This window comes from Flavobacterium sp. HBTb2-11-1, from assembly GCF_009826975.1.
In the GTDB taxonomy this organism is placed as follows: domain Bacteria; phylum Bacteroidota; class Bacteroidia; order Flavobacteriales; family Flavobacteriaceae; genus Flavobacterium.
Map to the genome: position 1 here is coordinate 306,754 of NZ_WUMO01000005.1, position 18,221 is coordinate 324,974.

The window sequence follows — 18,221 nt, forward strand, 5'->3', positions numbered from 1 at the left end:
TAATCTTATGACTATACTTATATTAATTATAGTACTTGCCTTAATTTTTGATTACATCAATGGTTTTCATGATGCGGCAAATGCTATTGCGACTGTTGTTGCGACAAAGGTTTTGACACCTTTTCAGGCGGTAGTCTGGGCAGCATTTTTTAACTTTCTGGCGTATTGGGTTTTCGGATTTGGTGTTGCAGATACTGTTGCCAAAACAGCGCACACCATGGAGATTAACCTAGTTGTAATTTTGGCCGGAGTTATCGCTGCAATCTGTTGGAATTTATTGACTTGGTGGTTAGGAATTCCTTCCAGTTCTTCTCATACTCTTATCGGTGGTTTTGCTGGAGCTGCTGTGGCGCATGCTATTGCAGTTCATGGTTTCTCTGGGTATATTGGAGAAGACGGAGCAACTCACTATTGGTATGAAATTGTAAGCTGGTATAAAGCAGGAAAAGATGGAGCAATGCCTTCGGGAGTTCTCATTATCATTGCTTTTATTGTTTTAGCGCCATTATTAGGAGCATTGGCTTCTTATTTAATTTCAATCTGGCTTTTAAATGCTTCTCGTAAAACTATCGGCCCTAAAATCTTTACTGCAGCTTTAATGATTGCTACTATTGTTTTTGTATACTACCAAATGGTGCCTTACGAAAAAATTGAAAAGCCAAGATTTGATTCACATTTCTGGAGTGTTGCTTTTGAAGCTCATAATATTAAATGGTTCTTAGTAGCTTTTATTATCTTAACAGTAAGCGCATTTTGTTTAATATTCAGCAGTTTAAATCTTCATCAAGCCGATGCTGCTTTAAAGAAAATGCAGTTATTGTCTTCTGCGGCTTTTAGTTTAGGTCACGGAGGAAACGACTCTCAAAAAGTAATGGGTATTATTGCTGCGGCTGTAGCAGTTTATATCAATACAAATCCAGGAGTTCATATGGATGCTTGGTTAGATGTTGTGCTTCCAAACGATGATTTAGGAATTAAAGGTGTAATGCCAAGCTGGATTCCTCTTGCGTGTTATTCTGCCATTGCTGCAGGAACTTTGAGCGGTGGATGGAAAATTGTGAAAACAATGGGTTCTAAAATCACTAAAGTAAGCTCGTTTGAAGGTGTTGCTGCTGAAACTGCAGGTGCTTTGACACTTTACTTTACAGAACACTTAAAAATTCCAGTAAGTACGACGCACACTATTACAGGTTCTATTATCGGGGTTGGATTAACAAAACGTGTTTCTGCCGTTAGATGGGGAGTTACAGTGAGTTTAATCTGGGCTTGGATCTTAACTATTCCAATTTCGGCTTTATTAGCAGGTTTGGTTTATTTTATTCTAAGCGTCTTTATTTAATCTGAAAAAAAATGAATTTTGTGAAATGTGAAAAGTAAGTCACATTTTGTTAATATACAAAACCGATTTCAAATCTGAAATCGGTTTTTTTTGTTTTAATTTGTTTTAAAGTAAAAGTATAAAAGCTTTTAGAGGCTATAGGAACAGCTAATTTTATAGACTTTTGAAAATAGTTTAATATTTAAAATGATGAAGAGAATAATTGTATTGGTTTTATTGCTGATTGTAAAAACTAGTTTTGCTCAATTAAAGGAAAAAACTTTTAAATATGGTTTTGTCGATCAGACAGGAAAAGAAATCGTTCCTTGCAAGTATGATGGTATCAGCGCATTTGAAAATGGTTTTGCCGTTGTACAATTAAAAGGAAAAAGCGGTGTGGTAGATAAAACCGGAAAAGAGGTTATTCGTTGTATTTATGATGAAATAATTAACAAACCGAATTGGATAATAGTGAGCAATAAAAATGCTAAAGCTCAATATGTAGTTAAATCTTCTGATGTTTTGCTAACTAAAAAATACGATGATGTAAAAGCCTTATCACCTGAAATAACAGCTGTCAAACTGAATAATAAATGGGGTTTTATCGATGTAGTTGGAGAAGAAATAAGTCCAAAATATGACGAAATAATTGATTTTACAGATCGGTTTGCAGTTGTGAAATTAAATGGCAAATTTGGTATTGTAGATCAGATTGGGAAAGAGGTTGTTCCGCCAACTTATGATCGCGTACAGAATTTTAAAGATGGTGTTGCAATAGTAGAATCTAATTCTAAATATGGAGTAATTAGTGAAGACGGAAAAATTGTAATTCCTGTGAAGTACGATATGAATTTTTATTTTAAAGACAATGTATCAATTGTAAAACAGGAGAATAAATATGGCATCTTAGATAATGAAGGAAAAGAAATTGTGCCAATACAATACGATTTTATGGTTTTGAACGAGGATCTGATTCAAGTGAAATTAGGCGATAAATATGGATTGATTGATAAGGTAGGAAAAGAAATTACATCTGTAAAATATGATTTGATTGAATCTTTTAAAGATGGAATAGCTGTAATAAAGTTGAATAGCCAATATGGTTTTATTGACAAAGAAGGAAAGGAAATCGTTACTCCGAAATACGAAAAAGCAGATGATTTTAAAGATGGTTTAGGAGCGGTTAGGATTCAAGTTGGGAAATAAACGAATCAGTAACGAGTAGTTGATTTTGATTCGTTAAAAATTAAAACTTTTGAAGATTTTTACGGTTATGTCTGCGTTTGTAATGAGTCTGTTTTAATTGGTTTTGATCTTCAGAAATGATACTGATCGTTCCGTCAATTTCTAACATGGCCAGTTTTACATTTTTAAAAAATTCAATTCCGTGTTCTCTCATGGCTTCTTTAAGCTCTTCGTCAGAAATATCTAATCTGCTTAAAGCTTTAAAGTCTAATTTTCCGTCGTGAATTAATACTTCGGGTTTGTCCAATAGTATATTGCTAAGAGTTTTGTACTTGCGAGTCAGTTTTTTAATGATAAAATTTATTACAAACAAAACCAAAGCAGCAATTAATCCTCCCGTTAAACTTGTATCAGGACCAACCATTGCGTTCTGAACAGAATTGCTGATTAATAAAATAAGAATTACATCGGCTGTGTTTAATTGAGAAAGTTCTTTTTTGCCAAATATTCGTAAAGCAATTGTCATGAAAAAATAAACGGCAACACTTCGAATGATTATATCTAAATAAGGAAAAGTCATTTTTTTTATTTTAAAGTTAAATAAAAAAAGCTCTTTCAAAGTTTAGGATTTTGACAAAGCTTTTAAAATAATAAAAAAATCAGTAGGTACCGTAATAGTCTTTACTTGATATGACTTTCCAAACACTATCTATTTTTGCTAGATATAGAGATGTTCCATACTGATATCTTTTGGGATAATAATCAATTTTGATATAGACTTTTTTGTTGTCTTCAGAAAAAATAGGAACTGATAAAATAATGAAGTTTTCGTCTTTTTCTGCTTGAAAAACTGAAATTGTTTTTACCTTTCTGCTGACTGTTTTGGGTAATGTATATTCTAAAAAGCAATTATTTTGTTTGACAAAATTTATTGAATCATTGAGGTTAAAAAACTTTTTCCCATTTAAATTTACCTCAAGAAGGTTTTCAATATAGATTTCAGCATTTTCAAAAATTTTTGGGCCAATCCTGGGAAGCTTTACAGTTTTTATTTTTTTTGTTGAATCGGTATATAAACTTTCTGTGTTGATTTTGAGTTTTCTGAGACTAATGCAAAACGTATATGAATTTTTATAATTCTCTATATATTTTTGTTGGAAAAGGGTTTCTACAATTTTATCAGTTTCAATCTTTCTAATCTTTTCATTATTAGTGCAATCATTTTTACTGCATCCAAATAGGATTAAAATTAGAAAGATTGTGATTTTTTTCATAAATGGAGTGTTGAAAAAGACTAAATTAATTATAATTTAAAATTCTTTTCAATAGCTCTAATCATTTCTCCGGCCACATCTTTGTTGGTTGCGCCTTCAATTCCTTCAAGACCTGGGGAAGAGTTTACTTCAAGCAATAACGGACCTTTAGAAGAGCGAATAATATCAACACCCGCAACTTTTAGATCCATTGCTTTTGCCGCTTTAATGGCAATCTTTTTCTCTTCAGGAGTAATTTTAATAACAGATGCCGTTCCGCCAAGGTGAATGTTTGCTCTAAATTCGCCAGGCATAGCCTCACGTTGGATCGCAGCAACTACTTTTCCGTCAATCACAAAACAGCGAATATCTTTTCCGTTGGCTTCTTTAATGAATTCCTGAACCAAAATGTTGGCATTTAAACTTTTGAAAGCATTGATAACACTTTCTGCAGCTTTTTTTGTTTCAGCCAAAACGACACCTTTTCCCTGTGTTCCTTCTAATAATTTTACAATTAAAGGTGAACCGCCAACCATTTTAATTAAATTGTCTGTATCAAGCGGAGAATTGGCAAATCCAGTAGTTGGAATATCGATTCCGCTATTCAGTAATAATTGTAAAGAATATAGTTTGTCTCGAGATTGAGTTATAGCTGTTGCTGAATTTAAAACAAAAACTTTCAATGCTTCAAACTGGCGTGTTAAAGCACAACCGTAAAAAGTAATGCTCGGACGAATTCTTGGAATAATAGCATCAAATTCGTTTAGAATTTTTCCGCCTCTGTAATGAATCTCAGGTTTCTTGGCGTCCAATTTCATGTAGCATTCCTTAATATTTAAGAAATGCATTTCGTGACCGCGCATTTCGCCGGCTTCCATAATTCTTTTATTGCTATACAATTCTGGATTGCTGGCCAAAAGACCAATTCGCAAACCGGTTTTTGCTTTTTCTGAGTTTTGATATAATTCTTTTAAAGATTCTGCTGTAGGCTGTCCTAAAAGGTATTTTTGTTCAGGATCTACTAAAACCCTTCCGCTCATAGCTTCGCGTCCTAAAAGCATTCTGAAACCCATAGAATCGCGATTAGTCAAAGTCATTTCGATTGGCCATTTGGCATCGCCAATTTTCAAGCTGGTTTGGATCACATAACGATGTTCTCTAAAACCGCTCGAGCTTTTTACAATTCGCTTGTCGACCAAAGGTGCTTCACAATGAATAATGGTTTTGATATTATTCTGAATCGGATTAATGTCGAATTTAACCCAATTAGCATCATTTTTTATAAAAGGCGCTATGTTTAAAGCGTGCATTGCCGAAGTTTTGGCACCAGAATCTACACGAGCTTTAATTGTCGGGATTCCTAGTTCTGGAAATGAGCACCATTCTTCGCTGCCTAAAATGACTTTGTTTTGAAGCATATTTTGTTTTTTATTATAGAATTTAAATTCAAAAATAGCTATTTGCTTTTACTAAAGATAGTGATTTTTAATAAAAAAAATACCCGTTATGTTATGAAAACGTAACGGGCATATTATGAATATTATAAATTTTGAATAATTTATTGATTCGTTGGCTCTTCAGCTTTATGAATTTCTACTGATAATTCTTGTGAATCATCTTTTAGGTCCATCATGATTTCGTCACCAGAATGAATTTTTGAAGTGATGATTTCTTCTGCTAATAAATCTTCAACATATTTCTGAATTGCTCTTTTCAGCGGTCTAGCTCCAAACTGTTTGTCAAAACCTTTTTCGGCAATAAACGCTTTTGCTTTGTCTGTTAAGCTTAATTTGTAGCCTAACTCTGCAATACGAGAATATAGTTTTTTCAATTCGATTTCGATAATCAAATCGATATCAGCTTTTTCTAGAGCGTTGAATACAATTACGTCATCAATTCTGTTTAAGAACTCAGGAGCAAAAGTTTTTTTCAATGCATTTTCGATAATGCTTTTTGAATTTTCATCGGCCTGAGCTGTTCTTGCAGCAGTTCCGAATCCAACACCTTGTCCGAAATCTTTCAATTGGCGTGCACCAACGTTAGATGTCATTATAATGATAGTGTTTTTAAAGTCAATTTTACGACCTAAACTATCTGTCAAATATCCGTCATCTAAAACCTGAAGCATCATATTGAATACATCTGGGTGTGCTTTTTCGATCTCATCTAAAAGAACTACACAGTAAGGTTTTCTGCGAACTTTTTCAGTCAATTGACCGCCTTCTTCGTACCCGACGTATCCTGGAGGCGCTCCAACTAAACGAGAAATCGCAAATTTCTCCATGTATTCGCTCATATCAATACGAACTAAAGCATCTTCAGAATCAAACAATTCTTTTGCTAAAACTTTAGCCAATTGCGTTTTACCAACACCAGTCTGACCTAAGAAAATGAATGAACCAATTGGTTTGTTCGGATCTTTAAGACCAGCTCTGTTGCGTTGGATAGAACGAGCGATTTTAAGAACGGCTTCGTTTTGACCAATTACTTTATTCTGAATCAATTCAGGCAATTGAGCCAATTTGTTGCTTTCTGTTTGAGCAATTCTATTTACAGGAATTCCAGTCATCATAGAAACAACATCGGCTACATTATCTTCTGTAACTTCAATTCTATTGTTTTTAGAATCTTCTTCCCATTGTTCTTGTGCTAAAGCAAGATCTTTTTCGATACGTTTTTCATCATCGCGAAGTTTGGCTGCTTCTTCATATTTTTGTTTTTTAACAACCATATTTTTCATTTCGCGAACTTCTTCCAGCTGACGTTCTAAATCCAAAATTTGTTTCGGAACATCAATGTTGGTGATGTGTACGCGAGAACCAGCCTCATCCATAGCATCGATAGCTTTGTCTGGTAAGAAACGCTCAGACATATATCTGTTTGTTAACTTAACGCAAGCCTCAATAGCTTCCGGAGTGTAAGTTACGTTGTGGTGATCTTCGTATTTATCTTTTACGTTATTCAAAATAGCGATTGTTTCTTCAACAGAAGTTGGTTCAACGATTACTTTTTGGAAACGTCTCTCTAAAGCACCATCTTTTTCAATATATTGTCTGTACTCGTCAAGAGTAGTAGCGCCAATACATTGTATCTCACCTCTAGCTAATGCAGGTTTGAACATGTTTGAAGCATCAAGCGAACCTGTTGCTCCGCCAGCTCCTACAATAGTATGGATCTCATCTATAAAAAGAATAATATCATCGTTTTTCTCAAGCTCATTCATTACGGCTTTCATTCTTTCTTCAAATTGTCCTCTGTATTTAGTTCCGGCAACTAAGCTTGCAAGATCTAAAGTAACAACACGTTTATGGAAAAGAATACGAGATACTTTCTTTTGGATAATACGTAAAGCAAGTCCTTCTGCAATAGCAGATTTACCAACTCCAGGTTCTCCAATAAGAAGCGGATTGTTCTTTTTTCTACGGCTTAAAATTTGCGATACACGCTCAATTTCTTTTTCTCGTCCGACAACAGGGTCTAATTTTCCCTCTTCAGCCATTTCTGTTAAATCTCTCCCAAAATTATCTAAAACTGGAGTCTTAGATTTTTTGTTTGACTTATTGGCGGGATTATTAAAACTGCTTTCTTTTAGACTGTCATCTTGTCCTGAATCGTCATTGTACGATTCGTTTCTTGGCAAGTTTTCTAAGAATTCTTCTTCGTTTGGAGTCATATTTAAGTACTGTTCTTTAGCCACATCATAATCTATTTTTAGTTTATTAAGCAGCTTGGTTGTTGGATCGTTTTCGTTTCTCAAGATACATAACAGCAAATGTGCCGTGCTAATTGATGAACTTTGAAATACTTTTGCTTCTAGAAAAGTGGTCTTCAGGGCTCTTTCGGCCTGTCGGGTAAGATGAAGGTTTTTCTTTTCTGCATTTACTTCAACGCTCAGGTTGGCAGGGCTTAGTATTTCTACTTTTCTGCGTAAATGATCTAAATCGACAGCTAGGTTATTAAGTATATGAATAGCTTTTCCGTTACCATCTCTCAAAATACCTAGCATAAGATGTTCTGTACCAATAAAGTCGTGCCCTAGACGTAGAGCCTCTTCTTTACTGTACGTAATTACATCTTTTACTCTTGGTGAAAAATTATCATCCATAATATATAATTGGTATTGTAAATTTAGTGAATTACAGTTTTAAAAACAAAAACCGTACCCATCGACATCTCCTGTCAGCTAATAGACGAAAAAAAAGGCAATAAAAGCGTTAAAAAACGTTTAATTTATTAACTAAAAGCCAAAATAAAGTTGTTAATAAATCATTGAAATAAGTGTAAGGAAATAGCTGAAAAAATTTCAAAAAAACGTATCTTGGCACGCTTTGAAAACTAATATAATTATTTAATATAACAACTTATGTCTGAAGGAGAAAAGTTAATTCCTATTAACATAGAGGATGAAATGAAGTCAGCTTACATCGATTATTCGATGTCAGTAATTGTATCGAGAGCACTTCCTGATGTTAGAGATGGCTTGAAACCAGTGCATCGAAGAGTTCTTTACGGAATGTATGATTTAGGTGTAACATCAAGATCTGCCCACAAAAAGTCTGCGAGAATTGTAGGGGAGGTTCTGGGTAAGTATCACCCACACGGTGATACCTCTGTTTACGATGCAATGGTGCGTATGGCGCAGGAATGGAGTATGCGTTATTTATTAGTTGACGGACAGGGTAACTTTGGTTCTGTCGATGGAGACAGTCCTGCAGCAATGCGTTATACTGAGGCCAGAATGCGTAAAATTTCTGAAGAGATTATGGCCGATATCGAAAAAGAAACAGTTGATTTTCAATTGAACTTTGACGATACAATATATGAGCCAAAAGTAATGCCAACAAGAGTTCCAACTTTATTAGTAAATGGAGCAACAGGTATTGCAGTTGGTATGGCGACAAACATGCCGCCACACAATTTAACTGAAGTTATCAATGGTACTTTGGCGTATCTTGATAATAATGATATTGAAGTTGATGAGTTAATGACTCATATTAAAGCTCCAGATTTTCCAACTGGAGGTATTATTTATGGATACGAAGGTGTTCGTGAAGCTTTTAAAACGGGTAGAGGACGTATTGTAATGCGTGCTAAAGTTGGTTTTGAAGAGGTTGACGGAAGAGAATGCATCATCGTAACTGAAATTCCATACCAAGTTAATAAAGCCGAAATGATCAAACGTACGGCTGATTTGGTTAATGAGAAAAAAATCGAAGGTATTGCCAATATCCGTGACGAGTCGGATAGAAGCGGTATGCGTATCGTTTATATCTTAAAACGTGATGCTACGCCAAACGTAGTTTTAAATACTTTATACAAATACACTCAGTTACAGTCTTCTTTCAGTGTAAATAATATTGCATTAGTAAAAGGACGCCCTCAATTGCTGAATCTGAAAGATATGATTCACTACTTTATTGAGCACCGTCATGATGTAGTAGTGAGAAGAACTCAATTCGAATTGCGTAAAGCAGAAGAAAGAGCGCATATCTTAGAAGGATTAATCATTGCTTCTGACAATATCGACGAAGTAATTGCGTTAATTAGAGGGTCTAAAAACACAGATGAAGCAAGAGAGAAATTAATCGAGAGATTTAAATTGTCAGATATTCAGGCTCGTGCAATTGTTGAGATGCGTTTGCGTCAGTTGACAGGTCTGGAGCAAGATAAATTAAGAGCTGAGTTTGAAGAGTTAATGAAGTTAATCGAGCACTTAAAAGCTTTATTAGCAGATGTTAATTTAAGAATCGAATTAATTAAAGAAGAACTTACAGAAATTCGCGATAAATACGGTGACGATCGCCGTTCTCAAATAGAGTATTCTGGAGGTGATGTAAGTATTGAAGATTTGATTGCTGACGAAAATGTAGTGATTACTATTTCGCATGCAGGTTATATCAAGCGTACCAACTTATCTGAGTACAAAACTCAAAATAGAGGTGGGGTTGGACAGAAGAGTGCTGGAACAAGAGATCAAGATTTCTTAGAGCACATGTTCGTGGCAACAAACCACCAATATATGATGTTCTTTACCCAAAAAGGAAAATGTTTCTGGATGCGTGTTTATGAAATTCCAGAAGGAAGCAAAACGGCAAAAGGTAGAGCAATTCAGAACTTGGTAAATATTGAAAGCGATGATAAAGTAAAAGCTTTCATTTGTACACAAGACTTAAAAGACAAAGATTATATCAATACGCATAATCTTGTAATGGTGACAAAACAAGGTCAGGTGAAGAAAACTTCTTTAGAGAAATATTCTAAACCAAGAGCGAATGGAGTTGCTGCAATTACAATTAAAGAAGGCGATGAGTTAATTGGAGCTCAGTTGACAAACGGAGAAAGCCAAATTATCTTAGCAGTTAAATCTGGTAAATTGGTTCGTTTTGAAGAAACTAAAACACGTCCGATGGGAAGAACAGCTTCTGGAGTTCGTGGAATTACTTTAAAAGACGAAACTGATGAAGTAATCGGAATGGTTACGGTTGATAAAAACGATATTTCTACATCTCAAATCTTAGTTGTAACTGAAAATGGATACGGAAAACGTACGAAATTGGTTGATGACGATGGAGAAGATGTGTACAGAATTACAAACCGTGGAGGTAAAGGGGTTAAAACGCTTAATATCACGGAGAAAACGGGTAAACTGATTTCTATCAATGCGGTTACAGATGCAGACGATTTAATGATTATTAATAAGTCTGGATTGACTATCAGAATGGCAATTGAAGACTTACGTGTTATGGGACGTGCTACTCAAGGTGTTAGATTAATTAACCTTAAAGGTAAAGACTCTATCGCTGCCGTTACAACAGTAATGAAAGACGATGCAGAAGAAGTAGAAGTAGATGAAGACGGAAACGTAATCGAATCAACAATCGAGAGAGTGAAACCGGATATGGAAGTTCTTGAAGATGACGGAACTGCAGAAGAGGATGACGACTCTGATGATGAAGAAGTAGAAGATGAAGACGATGCCGAGGCAGAGGATGAAGATTCTGAAGAATAAGTAAAAAAACAAAAAATTAAATACAAACAAATATCATTATGAAAAGTAAATATGTAATACTTGCATCAGCATTACTGATCTCTGTAGCTACGTTTGCTCAAAAAGATCAAATTAAGAATGCTGAAAAAGCTTTAAAAGGCGGAGATGCACAAGGTGCTCTTGCACAATTGAAAGATGCTGAAAGCTTAATTGCAAATGCTAAAGATACAGAACAAGCACAATACTATTTCGTTCAAGGAAATGCTTTTCTGGAGCTTGCAAACAAAAAAGTAGAGGAAAGTAAAAATTTGTTAGCAGCGGCAGACAGTTACAAAAAATTAATTGATGTGGAAAAAGCTTCTGGAAAACAGAAATATTCTACTCAAGCTGCAGCATCAATCACTAACATTAAAGGATTGTTGATTAATTCTGCAATTGCTGATACACAAGCAAACAAACATGCTGATGGTGCGAAGAAATTGTATGAGGCATATGAATTGGACAAAAAAGATACGATTAACTTGTATTATGCGGCGTCAACAGCTGTAAACTCACAAGATTTTGATCTTGCTTTGCCAATGTATGAAGAGTTGAAAAAATTAAATTTTTCTGGAAAAGGAACTTTATACTTGGCTGTAAACAAAGCTAACGGTAATGAAGATAACTTTGCTAATGCTAAAGATAGAGATGTGGCTATTAAATTAGGAACTCACGAAAAACCTAAAACGGAGGCAATTCCTTCTAAAAGAGGTGAAATCTACAAAAATTTAGCTTTAATCTTAGTTCAAAAAGGACGTACAGAGGATGCTAAAAAAGCAATCGCTGATGCTAGAAAAGCAAATCCAGAAGATTCTTCTTTAATCTTGACAGAAGCGAACTTGTATTTAGAGACTAAAGATTACGACATGTACAAAAAATTAGTTGGTGAGGCTCTGCAAAAAGATCCAAACAATGCTGATTTGGTGTTCAATTTAGGAGTAATCAGTGCTGGAGCTAAGAACAATGCCGATGCTGAAAAATATTACTTAAAAGCAATTGAAATTAATCCTGATTACACAAATGCTTATTTAAATCTTGCTGCTTTAAAATTAGAAGCTGAAAAACCAATCATTGACGAGATGAACAAATTGGGAACTTCTGCTAAAGACATGAAACGTTACGATGTGTTAAAAGCGCAAAGAGAAGCTGTTTTCAAAGGAGTTATTCCATACCTTAAAAAAGCGAACGAATTAGATCCTAAAAACGAAGATGTTTCTAAAACATTATTAGGAGTTTACAACGCTCTTGAAATGACTGCAGAAGCTAAAGCTTTAAAAGCAAAAATGTAATTATTAGCTTTTGAAAATAAAAAAAACATCCGCCTCGGCGGATGTTTTTTTTATGCCTTTAGCTGATTAATTCAGCAGATAAAGTGATAGTTGTATTTAGCAATTTTGAAATCGGACAAATTTCTTTTGCTTTAGCTGCTGTTGAAGCAAACTGCTCAGCAGAAATGGAAGGAACTTTACCTTTTAAATCCAAATGAATTAAAGTGATTGTTCCATCTTCAAAAGTTACTGTAGCTTCTGTAGTTAAATCATCAGCTGTAAAGCCAGCTTCGTTAAGTAAAAAGCTTAATTGCATCGTAAAACAGCCAGAATGAGCTGCAGCTACTAATTCTTCTGGATTTGTTCCAACACCATCTGCAAATCTTGTTTTAAAAGACAGTTGTGCGTTATCTAAAGTTGTACTTTGCGTACTAATTGTTCCTTTTCCTTCCATACCGGTTCCTTTCCAGTTGGCGTGTGCTTTTCTTGTAAATTTCATATTCTTATTATTTAAAAATTAGTATTAAATGTTATTCGTTTGAAGTTAATGAATAGTGGTAACTCAAATATAATCAATATTTTGCAGAATAATTTTATGAAATTTAATTGTATTGTTAAGTTTTAGGTTTAGGTTGGATTGAGTTTTAACCGCAAAGTGCACAATCCCGATAGCTATCGGGATACGCAAAGAATGCAAAGTTTTTAAGTTTGTCCTAGGATTTGTAATCTTTGTCAAAGTTTGCATCATCATAGTAAGACAACGCTATGTGAACTTGTGGTTAAAAAAAAAGACACAATGATTGTCATTGTATCTTTTTAAATTATAAAAAAAAAATAAAATTCCAAATTCCAATTAAGCATTGTTAATTGGAATTTGGAATTTAAAAAATTGGAATTTCAACTGTTTATTCTTGTCCTAAGTTTCTTAATTGTTTCAATTTATCCTTCCATACTTCAAGGCTTTCTTTGTGAATAGCGATGTTTTTACGTACTTCTGTAACTATTGAATTCTCTTTTTTAGCATTTTTTGTATTGGTAAAGAACTGAATGTTATTTTCCAATTGAAAAATTTCATTTTGCACTTCTTCAATTTTGCGCATGATAAAGATTTTTTCATTGTCTAATTTGCGCGTATCATTGCTGTCAGTTAGAGAATCAAGACGGTTTGCAAAACGCATCATTTCAGATTCTTTTTTGCTTAAGCTCAGTTTTTCAAAAAGAGCATCCAAGATTTTATTGAATTTTCCTTCGATGTGTCTTCTAGAAAAAGGAACTTTTCCGAATCCCTTCCAAGTTTCGATGTGCGCTTTTATAGCATCTAAGTCTGTTTTGTGTTCTCCAGTCAATTGGAAAGCTCTCAATACATCCAAATAGGCTTTTTTATTGTCAAAAGCTGCAACTTCTTCACTATTTTCCTCAGATTTGTGTTCTTTTAACTTGTCGAAATAATGGTTGCAGGCGTCCTTGAATTCTTTCCAGATTTTATCTGAATATTTTTTAGGGACATGACCAATTTGTTTCCATTCTTCCTGGATTTGTTTCATTACGGGAGTGGTAGCTTGAAAATCGGTGCTTTCCTGTAATTCTTTTGCTTTTGCAACTAGAGCCAGTTTTTTATTTAAGTTATCGTTTTGGTCTTTTTTAATGTCCTTGTAGAACGAATTCTTGAAAGCGTTGAAATTTCTAACTGCAGTTTTAAAAGCGGCCCAAGTTTCTTCATTCACTTCAGAAGGGACTTTTCCGGCTGCAAAAAACTCATTTCTTAAATCTTCTACTTTCTGGATTTGAACAAGCCATTGTGAATGAGAGTTCACTTTTTCGCTTCCAAGCGCTTCGATTTTAGCAATGATCTCTTTTTTAACTTCAAGATTTTTTTGCTCATTTGCTCTTTGGCTTTCAAATAAAAGTTCTCGCTTATCGTGTATTTTTTTGGTCAGTTCGCTAAACTGATTCCAGATCGCATCACGATGTTCTTTAGAAACCGGTCCGATTTCTTCTTTCCAGATTCGGTGTAAATCCTGTAATTCACGGAAAGATTTATTGACATCAGCATCGTTTACCAATTCTTCAACGCGAGCTATAATTTTTTGTTTTAATTCTAAGTTGTGTTTAAAATCTAAATCTCTAGCCTCACGATCTAAATGAAGATAATCGTAGAAGTTTTCTACGTGAAAATGGTAATTGTTCCAAACGTGATTGTATTTGTCTTTTGGAATAGGACCTGCATTTTTCCATCTTTCTCTTAATTCATTAAAATGTTTAAGAGTGTCTTTGATATTTTCCTGCGGATTAATTAATTCCTTTAATTCTTCAACAATAGCTAGACGATTATCTAAATTGGTTTTTAAATTGGTCTGTAAATGTTTAAAATGAGCATTTCTTTTCTCTCTAAAAACATTATAATATTCGTCAAATTTTGATTTTAAAGGAAGATGATATTCAAATTCTTCGTTAGGATCTGGATTAGAAGCTAAAAACTCTTCTTTTTTCTCCTCTATAAGATGGTGATATTGTAATAGGAAAGCCTTTTTGATTTCTTCTATATGATCTTTTACAGACATTACTTTGTCTATATTCACCATTTTTTTAAGTTCATCAACAAGAGCATCTAGAGAAAATGTATTGTAATCCTGCATAGGAATGTCGTGACGTTCCTTTAGCGTTTCGTCTTCGCTTTCAGCGGCGTTCGAATTGGTAATAACATCTAATGCTTCCTGATGAGCATCTCCTTGATTAGCTAATTCATTTTCAGTTTCTGAGGCCAAATCTTCGGTCAGAGTTTCAGAATCTGAGATTTCAATTGCATCATTTGCTATAGAATCATTTACTTCGATTCCAGTTTTTCCGTCTGCTTCATGCAGGTTATCATTCTTTTCTTCTAACATCTTAAAATGTATAAGGTTTTTATTTTAAACAGTGCGAAAGATAGTAAAGGTGTTTCTAAATACAAAATAAATCCTTTGTTTATACGCTTATTTGCAATGAAATTCTTATTGTTTAATTGAATTTAGCAGTATGATATATTAATTTTTGCTTTTTTAATTGATAAGTTAGAAATAATATTTTTGTGATTTTTTTAATGAAAAAATAGATGAATCATAAAAATCGAATTTGAATCGGCAGTTTGTTTACGTTAAAACAAAACCAATAGCCCCACTTCCATACCAAAATTATATGACTTTTCACCTCCAAAAGCTACGCTAGGGTGTACATAAACTAAATTTGTAGGGGTGATTTTTCGGCCACATTCCATAAAAGCATTATTTTGAAAGCCGTCTAGAACGTAATTGTATCTAAAAGCTACATCTGTAGCGATCCAATTTTTACCAAAAAAATATAACAAATTGTTTTCTAGGAGAGTTACACTAACATCGCTTCGGTTGCTTGATCCTGCAAAACTTTGAGAATGTTCAAGAGTTGCAATCCATAAAAATTTCTTGTGATTAAAGTATTTGGCAAAAATACCAGCTGGAATAACCACCCATTTTCCAGTTCCGAAACTAGGATCTGAAGCAGAATTTGAGATAACACGAGTTCTAAGCCCAATTCCATCATTTTTTTTGAAATAGGGAATAAAGCTAAGTCCAGCGCCAATATCACCAAGTCCAGTCTGATTGATGGAATTAGAATTGGTTGAAATTAAGGGCAAGTCAAATCTCAGATTCCAAGCTTTGTTGCCTATTGGCTGTAAAACACGCAAATTTGTGGTATTAAACGAACCATTCTTGGTATCTAGATACTCATTGTATAGCAAGATAGTTTGTAGAAAGTAGTGATACCTGGGCTCGGCAAATGGACTATTGCGTCTGTCTATATCTTCGTCTTGGGCTGATGCAAGAACTGTAATAAGAAAAAAAATGCTAAAGTAAAGTAATTGTTTCTTCATAACTGTCTGCAAATGAGTAGACTAATTTACGAAAATTACTTTAACATTTTAATTTTATTTGTTCCAGATTTTCCAAGCTTTTTCGGCCTGAAAAATAAGCATATCATGTCCATTTTTAATTACAGCACCTTTTTCTTTCGCTTTTCGCAAGAAAGTGGTTTCTGCTGGATTATAGATTAAATCGTAAGCAATATGTTTTTCTGTAAAAAACTCGTAAGGCAAATTCGGACAAGCTTCAACATTCGGACTTGTTCCAACTGGGGTGCAATTAATTATAATTTGAAAATTATCAAAAGTAGTAGCGTTAATCAAATCATAATCAATTATGTTTTCTTTTGCTTCGCGCGAAACAAAAGTGTACGGAATGTCTAATTCGTCCAAAGCAAAAGCAACACCTTTAGAAGCGCCTCCTGTTCCCAAAATAAGAGCTTTTTTATGATGAGGCTCCAATAGTGGTTTTAAAGACTTCTTAAATCCATAATAATCGGTGTTGTAGCCTTTTAATTTACCATTTTTGGTAAATTTAATGGTATTGACAGCGCCAATTAGAGCAGCTTTTTTTGATAATTTATCCAAGAAAGGAATAACTTGTTCTTTGTACGGAATAGTAACATTTAACCCTTTTAAATCTGGATTATTTTTAATTAATTCTGTGAAGTAATTAATCTCAGAAATGTCAAAATTCTCGTAGCTGTTACCAGCAAAAACTTCATTGTTAAATTTCTCTGTAAAATAACCTTTTGAAAAAGAGTAGCTTATGTTGCGTCCCAATAATCCAAAACGTCTTCTTAATAAAATATCAACCATTCTTATTTACGATGTTTTTCTATATAATTTTTTATTGTTTTTTTAGTCCAAACTACAGGAAACAAATCTTCTATCAAGATATAATTGTCAAAGTTTAAACGTAAGCCATTGCTTAAGTGGAATTTAGCTTTTGTGTTGTCTTGAATCATAAAATACAATCCCGCTAAACGGTATTCGATTTCATTTTCTTCAGGGAAATATTCTGTAGCCTGCAACAAAGTCTGGATAGCAGTTTCAAATTCTCCTAAAAACTGAAGAATATCAACCCAATATAACCAAGTGTCTAATGCATAATCTCCAAATTCAACCGCTTTTCTGAAACCAAATTCGGCTTCTTCAAAGAAATTCATTTGTTTATTGATTGTAGCATATCTTTTCCAGTACAAACGATTCTGATTGTCTATTGCCAAGGCTTTGTTGACAAAAAACAATGCTTTCTGATAGTTTTTCTGGCGAAGATGAAAATCTGTTATGGCAATCCAGCCTTTATCTAAAAGCGGATCTTCGTGTACAGTCTGATTATAATATTGGATTGCTTTTGCTAAATTTCCAAGTTTTTCGTAACATTTTCCAATTCGCAACAGAGCATACGAAGTCGCATCGTCCAATTCGATGGTTCTATTATAGCTTTCAATTGCTTCATTGTATTTTTTAAGGCGTTCATAAGCTTTCGCTTTTTCCATAAAAGCTCCTAAAAATTCATCATCAATCAGCGTTGCATAATCAAATGCGCGAATGGCATTTTCGTATTCTTTTACGCCATAATGAAGACGTCCAAGCTGATGCCAAGCAATTTCGCTGTACGGATTTCTGTTGATATATTCGTTAAGATATACAATAGCTTCTTGGTTTTGATCTAAAAATTCAAAACAATACACTACGTTATAGAGAGCAGATTGATCTTCTAAGTCTTCTTCAAGACATTTGATAAAACTGTCCTTTGCAAGCTCGAGATTATCCATAAAAAGATACTCCATTCCAATCAAATTATACACATCAGCATAATCATCAGTATATTGAAGAGCAATTTTTAACAGTTCAACTGCTTTTTCGTGCTGATCTCTTTTGGAACAGATATTGGCTTTCTGGATATAGATTTCCTCGTTGTTAGGTTCAATTGCGTATAACTCATTCAAAAGCTTTTCAGCAATGTCGAGTTTGTCATCATAAACTAGCATTTCTACTTGTACTAATTTTAAGCCTGTAGATTTTGGATGCTGGTCTAATGCAAGTTTTAAGGCCTTTTTTGCTAAATTAGCCTTACCTATGTCTAAATAATGAAGAATTATTTCTTCGAATTCTTCAGAATCAAAAAAGAGTACTTTGTTGGTTTTTAACATCGACTCAAATTTGGATAGGGATAGGTTATAATCTTCTTCTTCGTTGCTTAATTGCATACTTCGTATATTTGAAATTAGCCTGTTATAAATTTAGGCAACCATATAATCGCTGTAAGGATAAGAAATTAATTGTTTTG

General features: G+C 33.9%; 13 protein-coding genes. 4 read left to right on the forward strand and 9 right to left on the reverse strand.

The genetic code is table 11. The features are described from left to right. Positions 1-7 precede the first annotated feature (7 nt). Together GR162_RS13090 and GR162_RS13095 are read left to right on the forward strand one after the other, a co-directional pair. On the forward strand, positions 8-1,339 hold the full coding sequence (locus GR162_RS13090) for an inorganic phosphate transporter (RefSeq protein ID WP_160782539.1): 1,332 nt from the start codon (positions 8-10) through the stop codon (positions 1,337-1,339). Positions 1,340-1,525: 186 nt separating this feature from the next. Next, a complete protein-coding gene (locus GR162_RS13095; protein ID WP_160782540.1) occupies positions 1,526-2,524 on the forward strand; it encodes a WG repeat-containing protein in 999 nt (332 codons plus the stop codon). 40 nt (positions 2,525-2,564) lie between these two features. On the opposite strand, the gene GR162_RS13100 is transcribed toward GR162_RS13095, so the two are convergent. The 4 genes from GR162_RS13100 to GR162_RS13115 all read right to left on the reverse strand — a co-directional run bounded on the left by GR162_RS13100 (position 2,565) and on the right by GR162_RS13115 (position 7,861). Further along, positions 2,565-3,083, reverse strand: a complete 519-nt coding sequence (locus GR162_RS13100) for a DUF421 domain-containing protein (protein ID WP_160782541.1) — start codon at positions 3,081-3,083, stop codon at positions 2,565-2,567. 79 nt (positions 3,084-3,162) lie between these two features. Next, the gene (locus GR162_RS13105; protein ID WP_160782542.1) at positions 3,163-3,777 is read right to left on the reverse strand and encodes a hypothetical protein; all 615 of its coding nucleotides are present in this window, start codon (positions 3,775-3,777) and stop codon (positions 3,163-3,165) included. Positions 3,778-3,806: 29 nt separating this feature from the next. Then, positions 3,807-5,174 carry a 30S ribosomal protein S6--L-glutamate ligase gene (rimK, locus tag GR162_RS13110; protein WP_008462738.1) on the reverse strand — a complete coding sequence of 456 codons (1,368 nt, stop codon included), beginning with the start codon at positions 5,172-5,174 and terminating at the stop codon, positions 3,807-3,809. A gap of 140 nt (positions 5,175-5,314) precedes the next feature. Further along, positions 5,315-7,861, reverse strand: coding sequence for an ATP-dependent Clp protease ATP-binding subunit (locus GR162_RS13115; RefSeq protein WP_119789945.1), 2,547 nt, complete (start codon positions 7,859-7,861; stop codon positions 5,315-5,317). A gap of 258 nt (positions 7,862-8,119) precedes the next feature. On the opposite strand from GR162_RS13115, the gene gyrA reads away from it, so the two are divergent. Both gyrA and GR162_RS13125 read left to right on the forward strand, forming a co-directional pair. After that, positions 8,120-10,765, forward strand: coding sequence for a DNA gyrase subunit A (gene gyrA / locus GR162_RS13120; protein ID WP_160782543.1), 2,646 nt, complete (start codon positions 8,120-8,122; stop codon positions 10,763-10,765). 38 nt (positions 10,766-10,803) lie between these two features. After that, on the forward strand, positions 10,804-12,072 hold the full coding sequence (locus GR162_RS13125) for a tetratricopeptide repeat protein (RefSeq protein ID WP_160782544.1): 1,269 nt from the start codon (positions 10,804-10,806) through the stop codon (positions 12,070-12,072). 58 nt (positions 12,073-12,130) lie between these two features. On the opposite strand, the gene GR162_RS13130 is transcribed toward GR162_RS13125, so the two are convergent. The 5 genes from GR162_RS13130 to GR162_RS13150 form a co-directional block, all read right to left on the reverse strand. Next, a complete protein-coding gene (locus GR162_RS13130; protein ID WP_008462742.1) occupies positions 12,131-12,550 on the reverse strand; it encodes an OsmC family protein in 420 nt (139 codons plus the stop codon). Between the two features lie 406 nt (positions 12,551-12,956). After that, positions 12,957-14,936 carry a DUF349 domain-containing protein gene (locus GR162_RS13135; RefSeq protein ID WP_160782545.1) on the reverse strand — a complete coding sequence of 660 codons (1,980 nt, stop codon included), beginning with the start codon at positions 14,934-14,936 and terminating at the stop codon, positions 12,957-12,959. 248 nt (positions 14,937-15,184) lie between these two features. Then, positions 15,185-15,937, reverse strand: coding sequence for a lipid A phosphoethanolamine transferase (locus GR162_RS13140; protein WP_160782546.1), 753 nt, complete (start codon positions 15,935-15,937; stop codon positions 15,185-15,187). A 54-nt stretch (positions 15,938-15,991) separates the two neighbouring features. Beyond that, entirely contained in the window at positions 15,992-16,744 is a 753-nt protein-coding gene (locus GR162_RS13145) for a shikimate dehydrogenase (RefSeq protein ID WP_160782547.1), read from the reverse strand. A gap of 2 nt (positions 16,745-16,746) precedes the next feature. Beyond that, positions 16,747-18,141, reverse strand: a complete 1,395-nt coding sequence (locus GR162_RS13150) for a tetratricopeptide repeat protein (protein ID WP_160782548.1) — start codon at positions 18,139-18,141, stop codon at positions 16,747-16,749. Between the last annotated feature and the right edge of the window lie 80 nt (positions 18,142-18,221).

Bases quoted from the DNA above. Each gene is read 5' to 3' on its own strand.
- GR162_RS13090 (WP_160782539.1), top strand. From the start codon at position 8: ATGACTATACTTATATTAATTATAGTACTTGCCTTAATTTTTGATTAC.
- GR162_RS13095 (WP_160782540.1), top strand. From the start codon at position 1,526: ATGATGAAGAGAATAATTGTATTGGTTTTATTGCTGATTGTAAAAACT.
- GR162_RS13100 (WP_160782541.1), bottom strand. From the start codon at position 3,083: ATGACTTTTCCTTATTTAGATATAATCATTCGAAGTGTTGCCGTTTAT.
- GR162_RS13105 (WP_160782542.1), bottom strand. From the start codon at position 3,777: ATGAAAAAAATCACAATCTTTCTAATTTTAATCCTATTTGGATGCAGT.
- rimK (WP_008462738.1), bottom strand. From the start codon at position 5,174: ATGCTTCAAAACAAAGTCATTTTAGGCAGCGAAGAATGGTGCTCATTT.
- GR162_RS13115 (WP_119789945.1), bottom strand. From the start codon at position 7,861: ATGGATGATAATTTTTCACCAAGAGTAAAAGATGTAATTACGTACAGT.
- gyrA (WP_160782543.1), top strand. From the start codon at position 8,120: ATGTCTGAAGGAGAAAAGTTAATTCCTATTAACATAGAGGATGAAATG.
- GR162_RS13125 (WP_160782544.1), top strand. From the start codon at position 10,804: ATGAAAAGTAAATATGTAATACTTGCATCAGCATTACTGATCTCTGTA.
- GR162_RS13130 (WP_008462742.1), bottom strand. From the start codon at position 12,550: ATGAAATTTACAAGAAAAGCACACGCCAACTGGAAAGGAACCGGTATG.
- GR162_RS13135 (WP_160782545.1), bottom strand. From the start codon at position 14,936: ATGTTAGAAGAAAAGAATGATAACCTGCATGAAGCAGACGGAAAAACT.
- GR162_RS13140 (WP_160782546.1), bottom strand. From the start codon at position 15,937: ATGAAGAAACAATTACTTTACTTTAGCATTTTTTTTCTTATTACAGTT.
- GR162_RS13145 (WP_160782547.1), bottom strand. From the start codon at position 16,744: ATGGTTGATATTTTATTAAGAAGACGTTTTGGATTATTGGGACGCAAC.
- GR162_RS13150 (WP_160782548.1), bottom strand. From the start codon at position 18,141: ATGCAATTAAGCAACGAAGAAGAAGATTATAACCTATCCCTATCCAAA.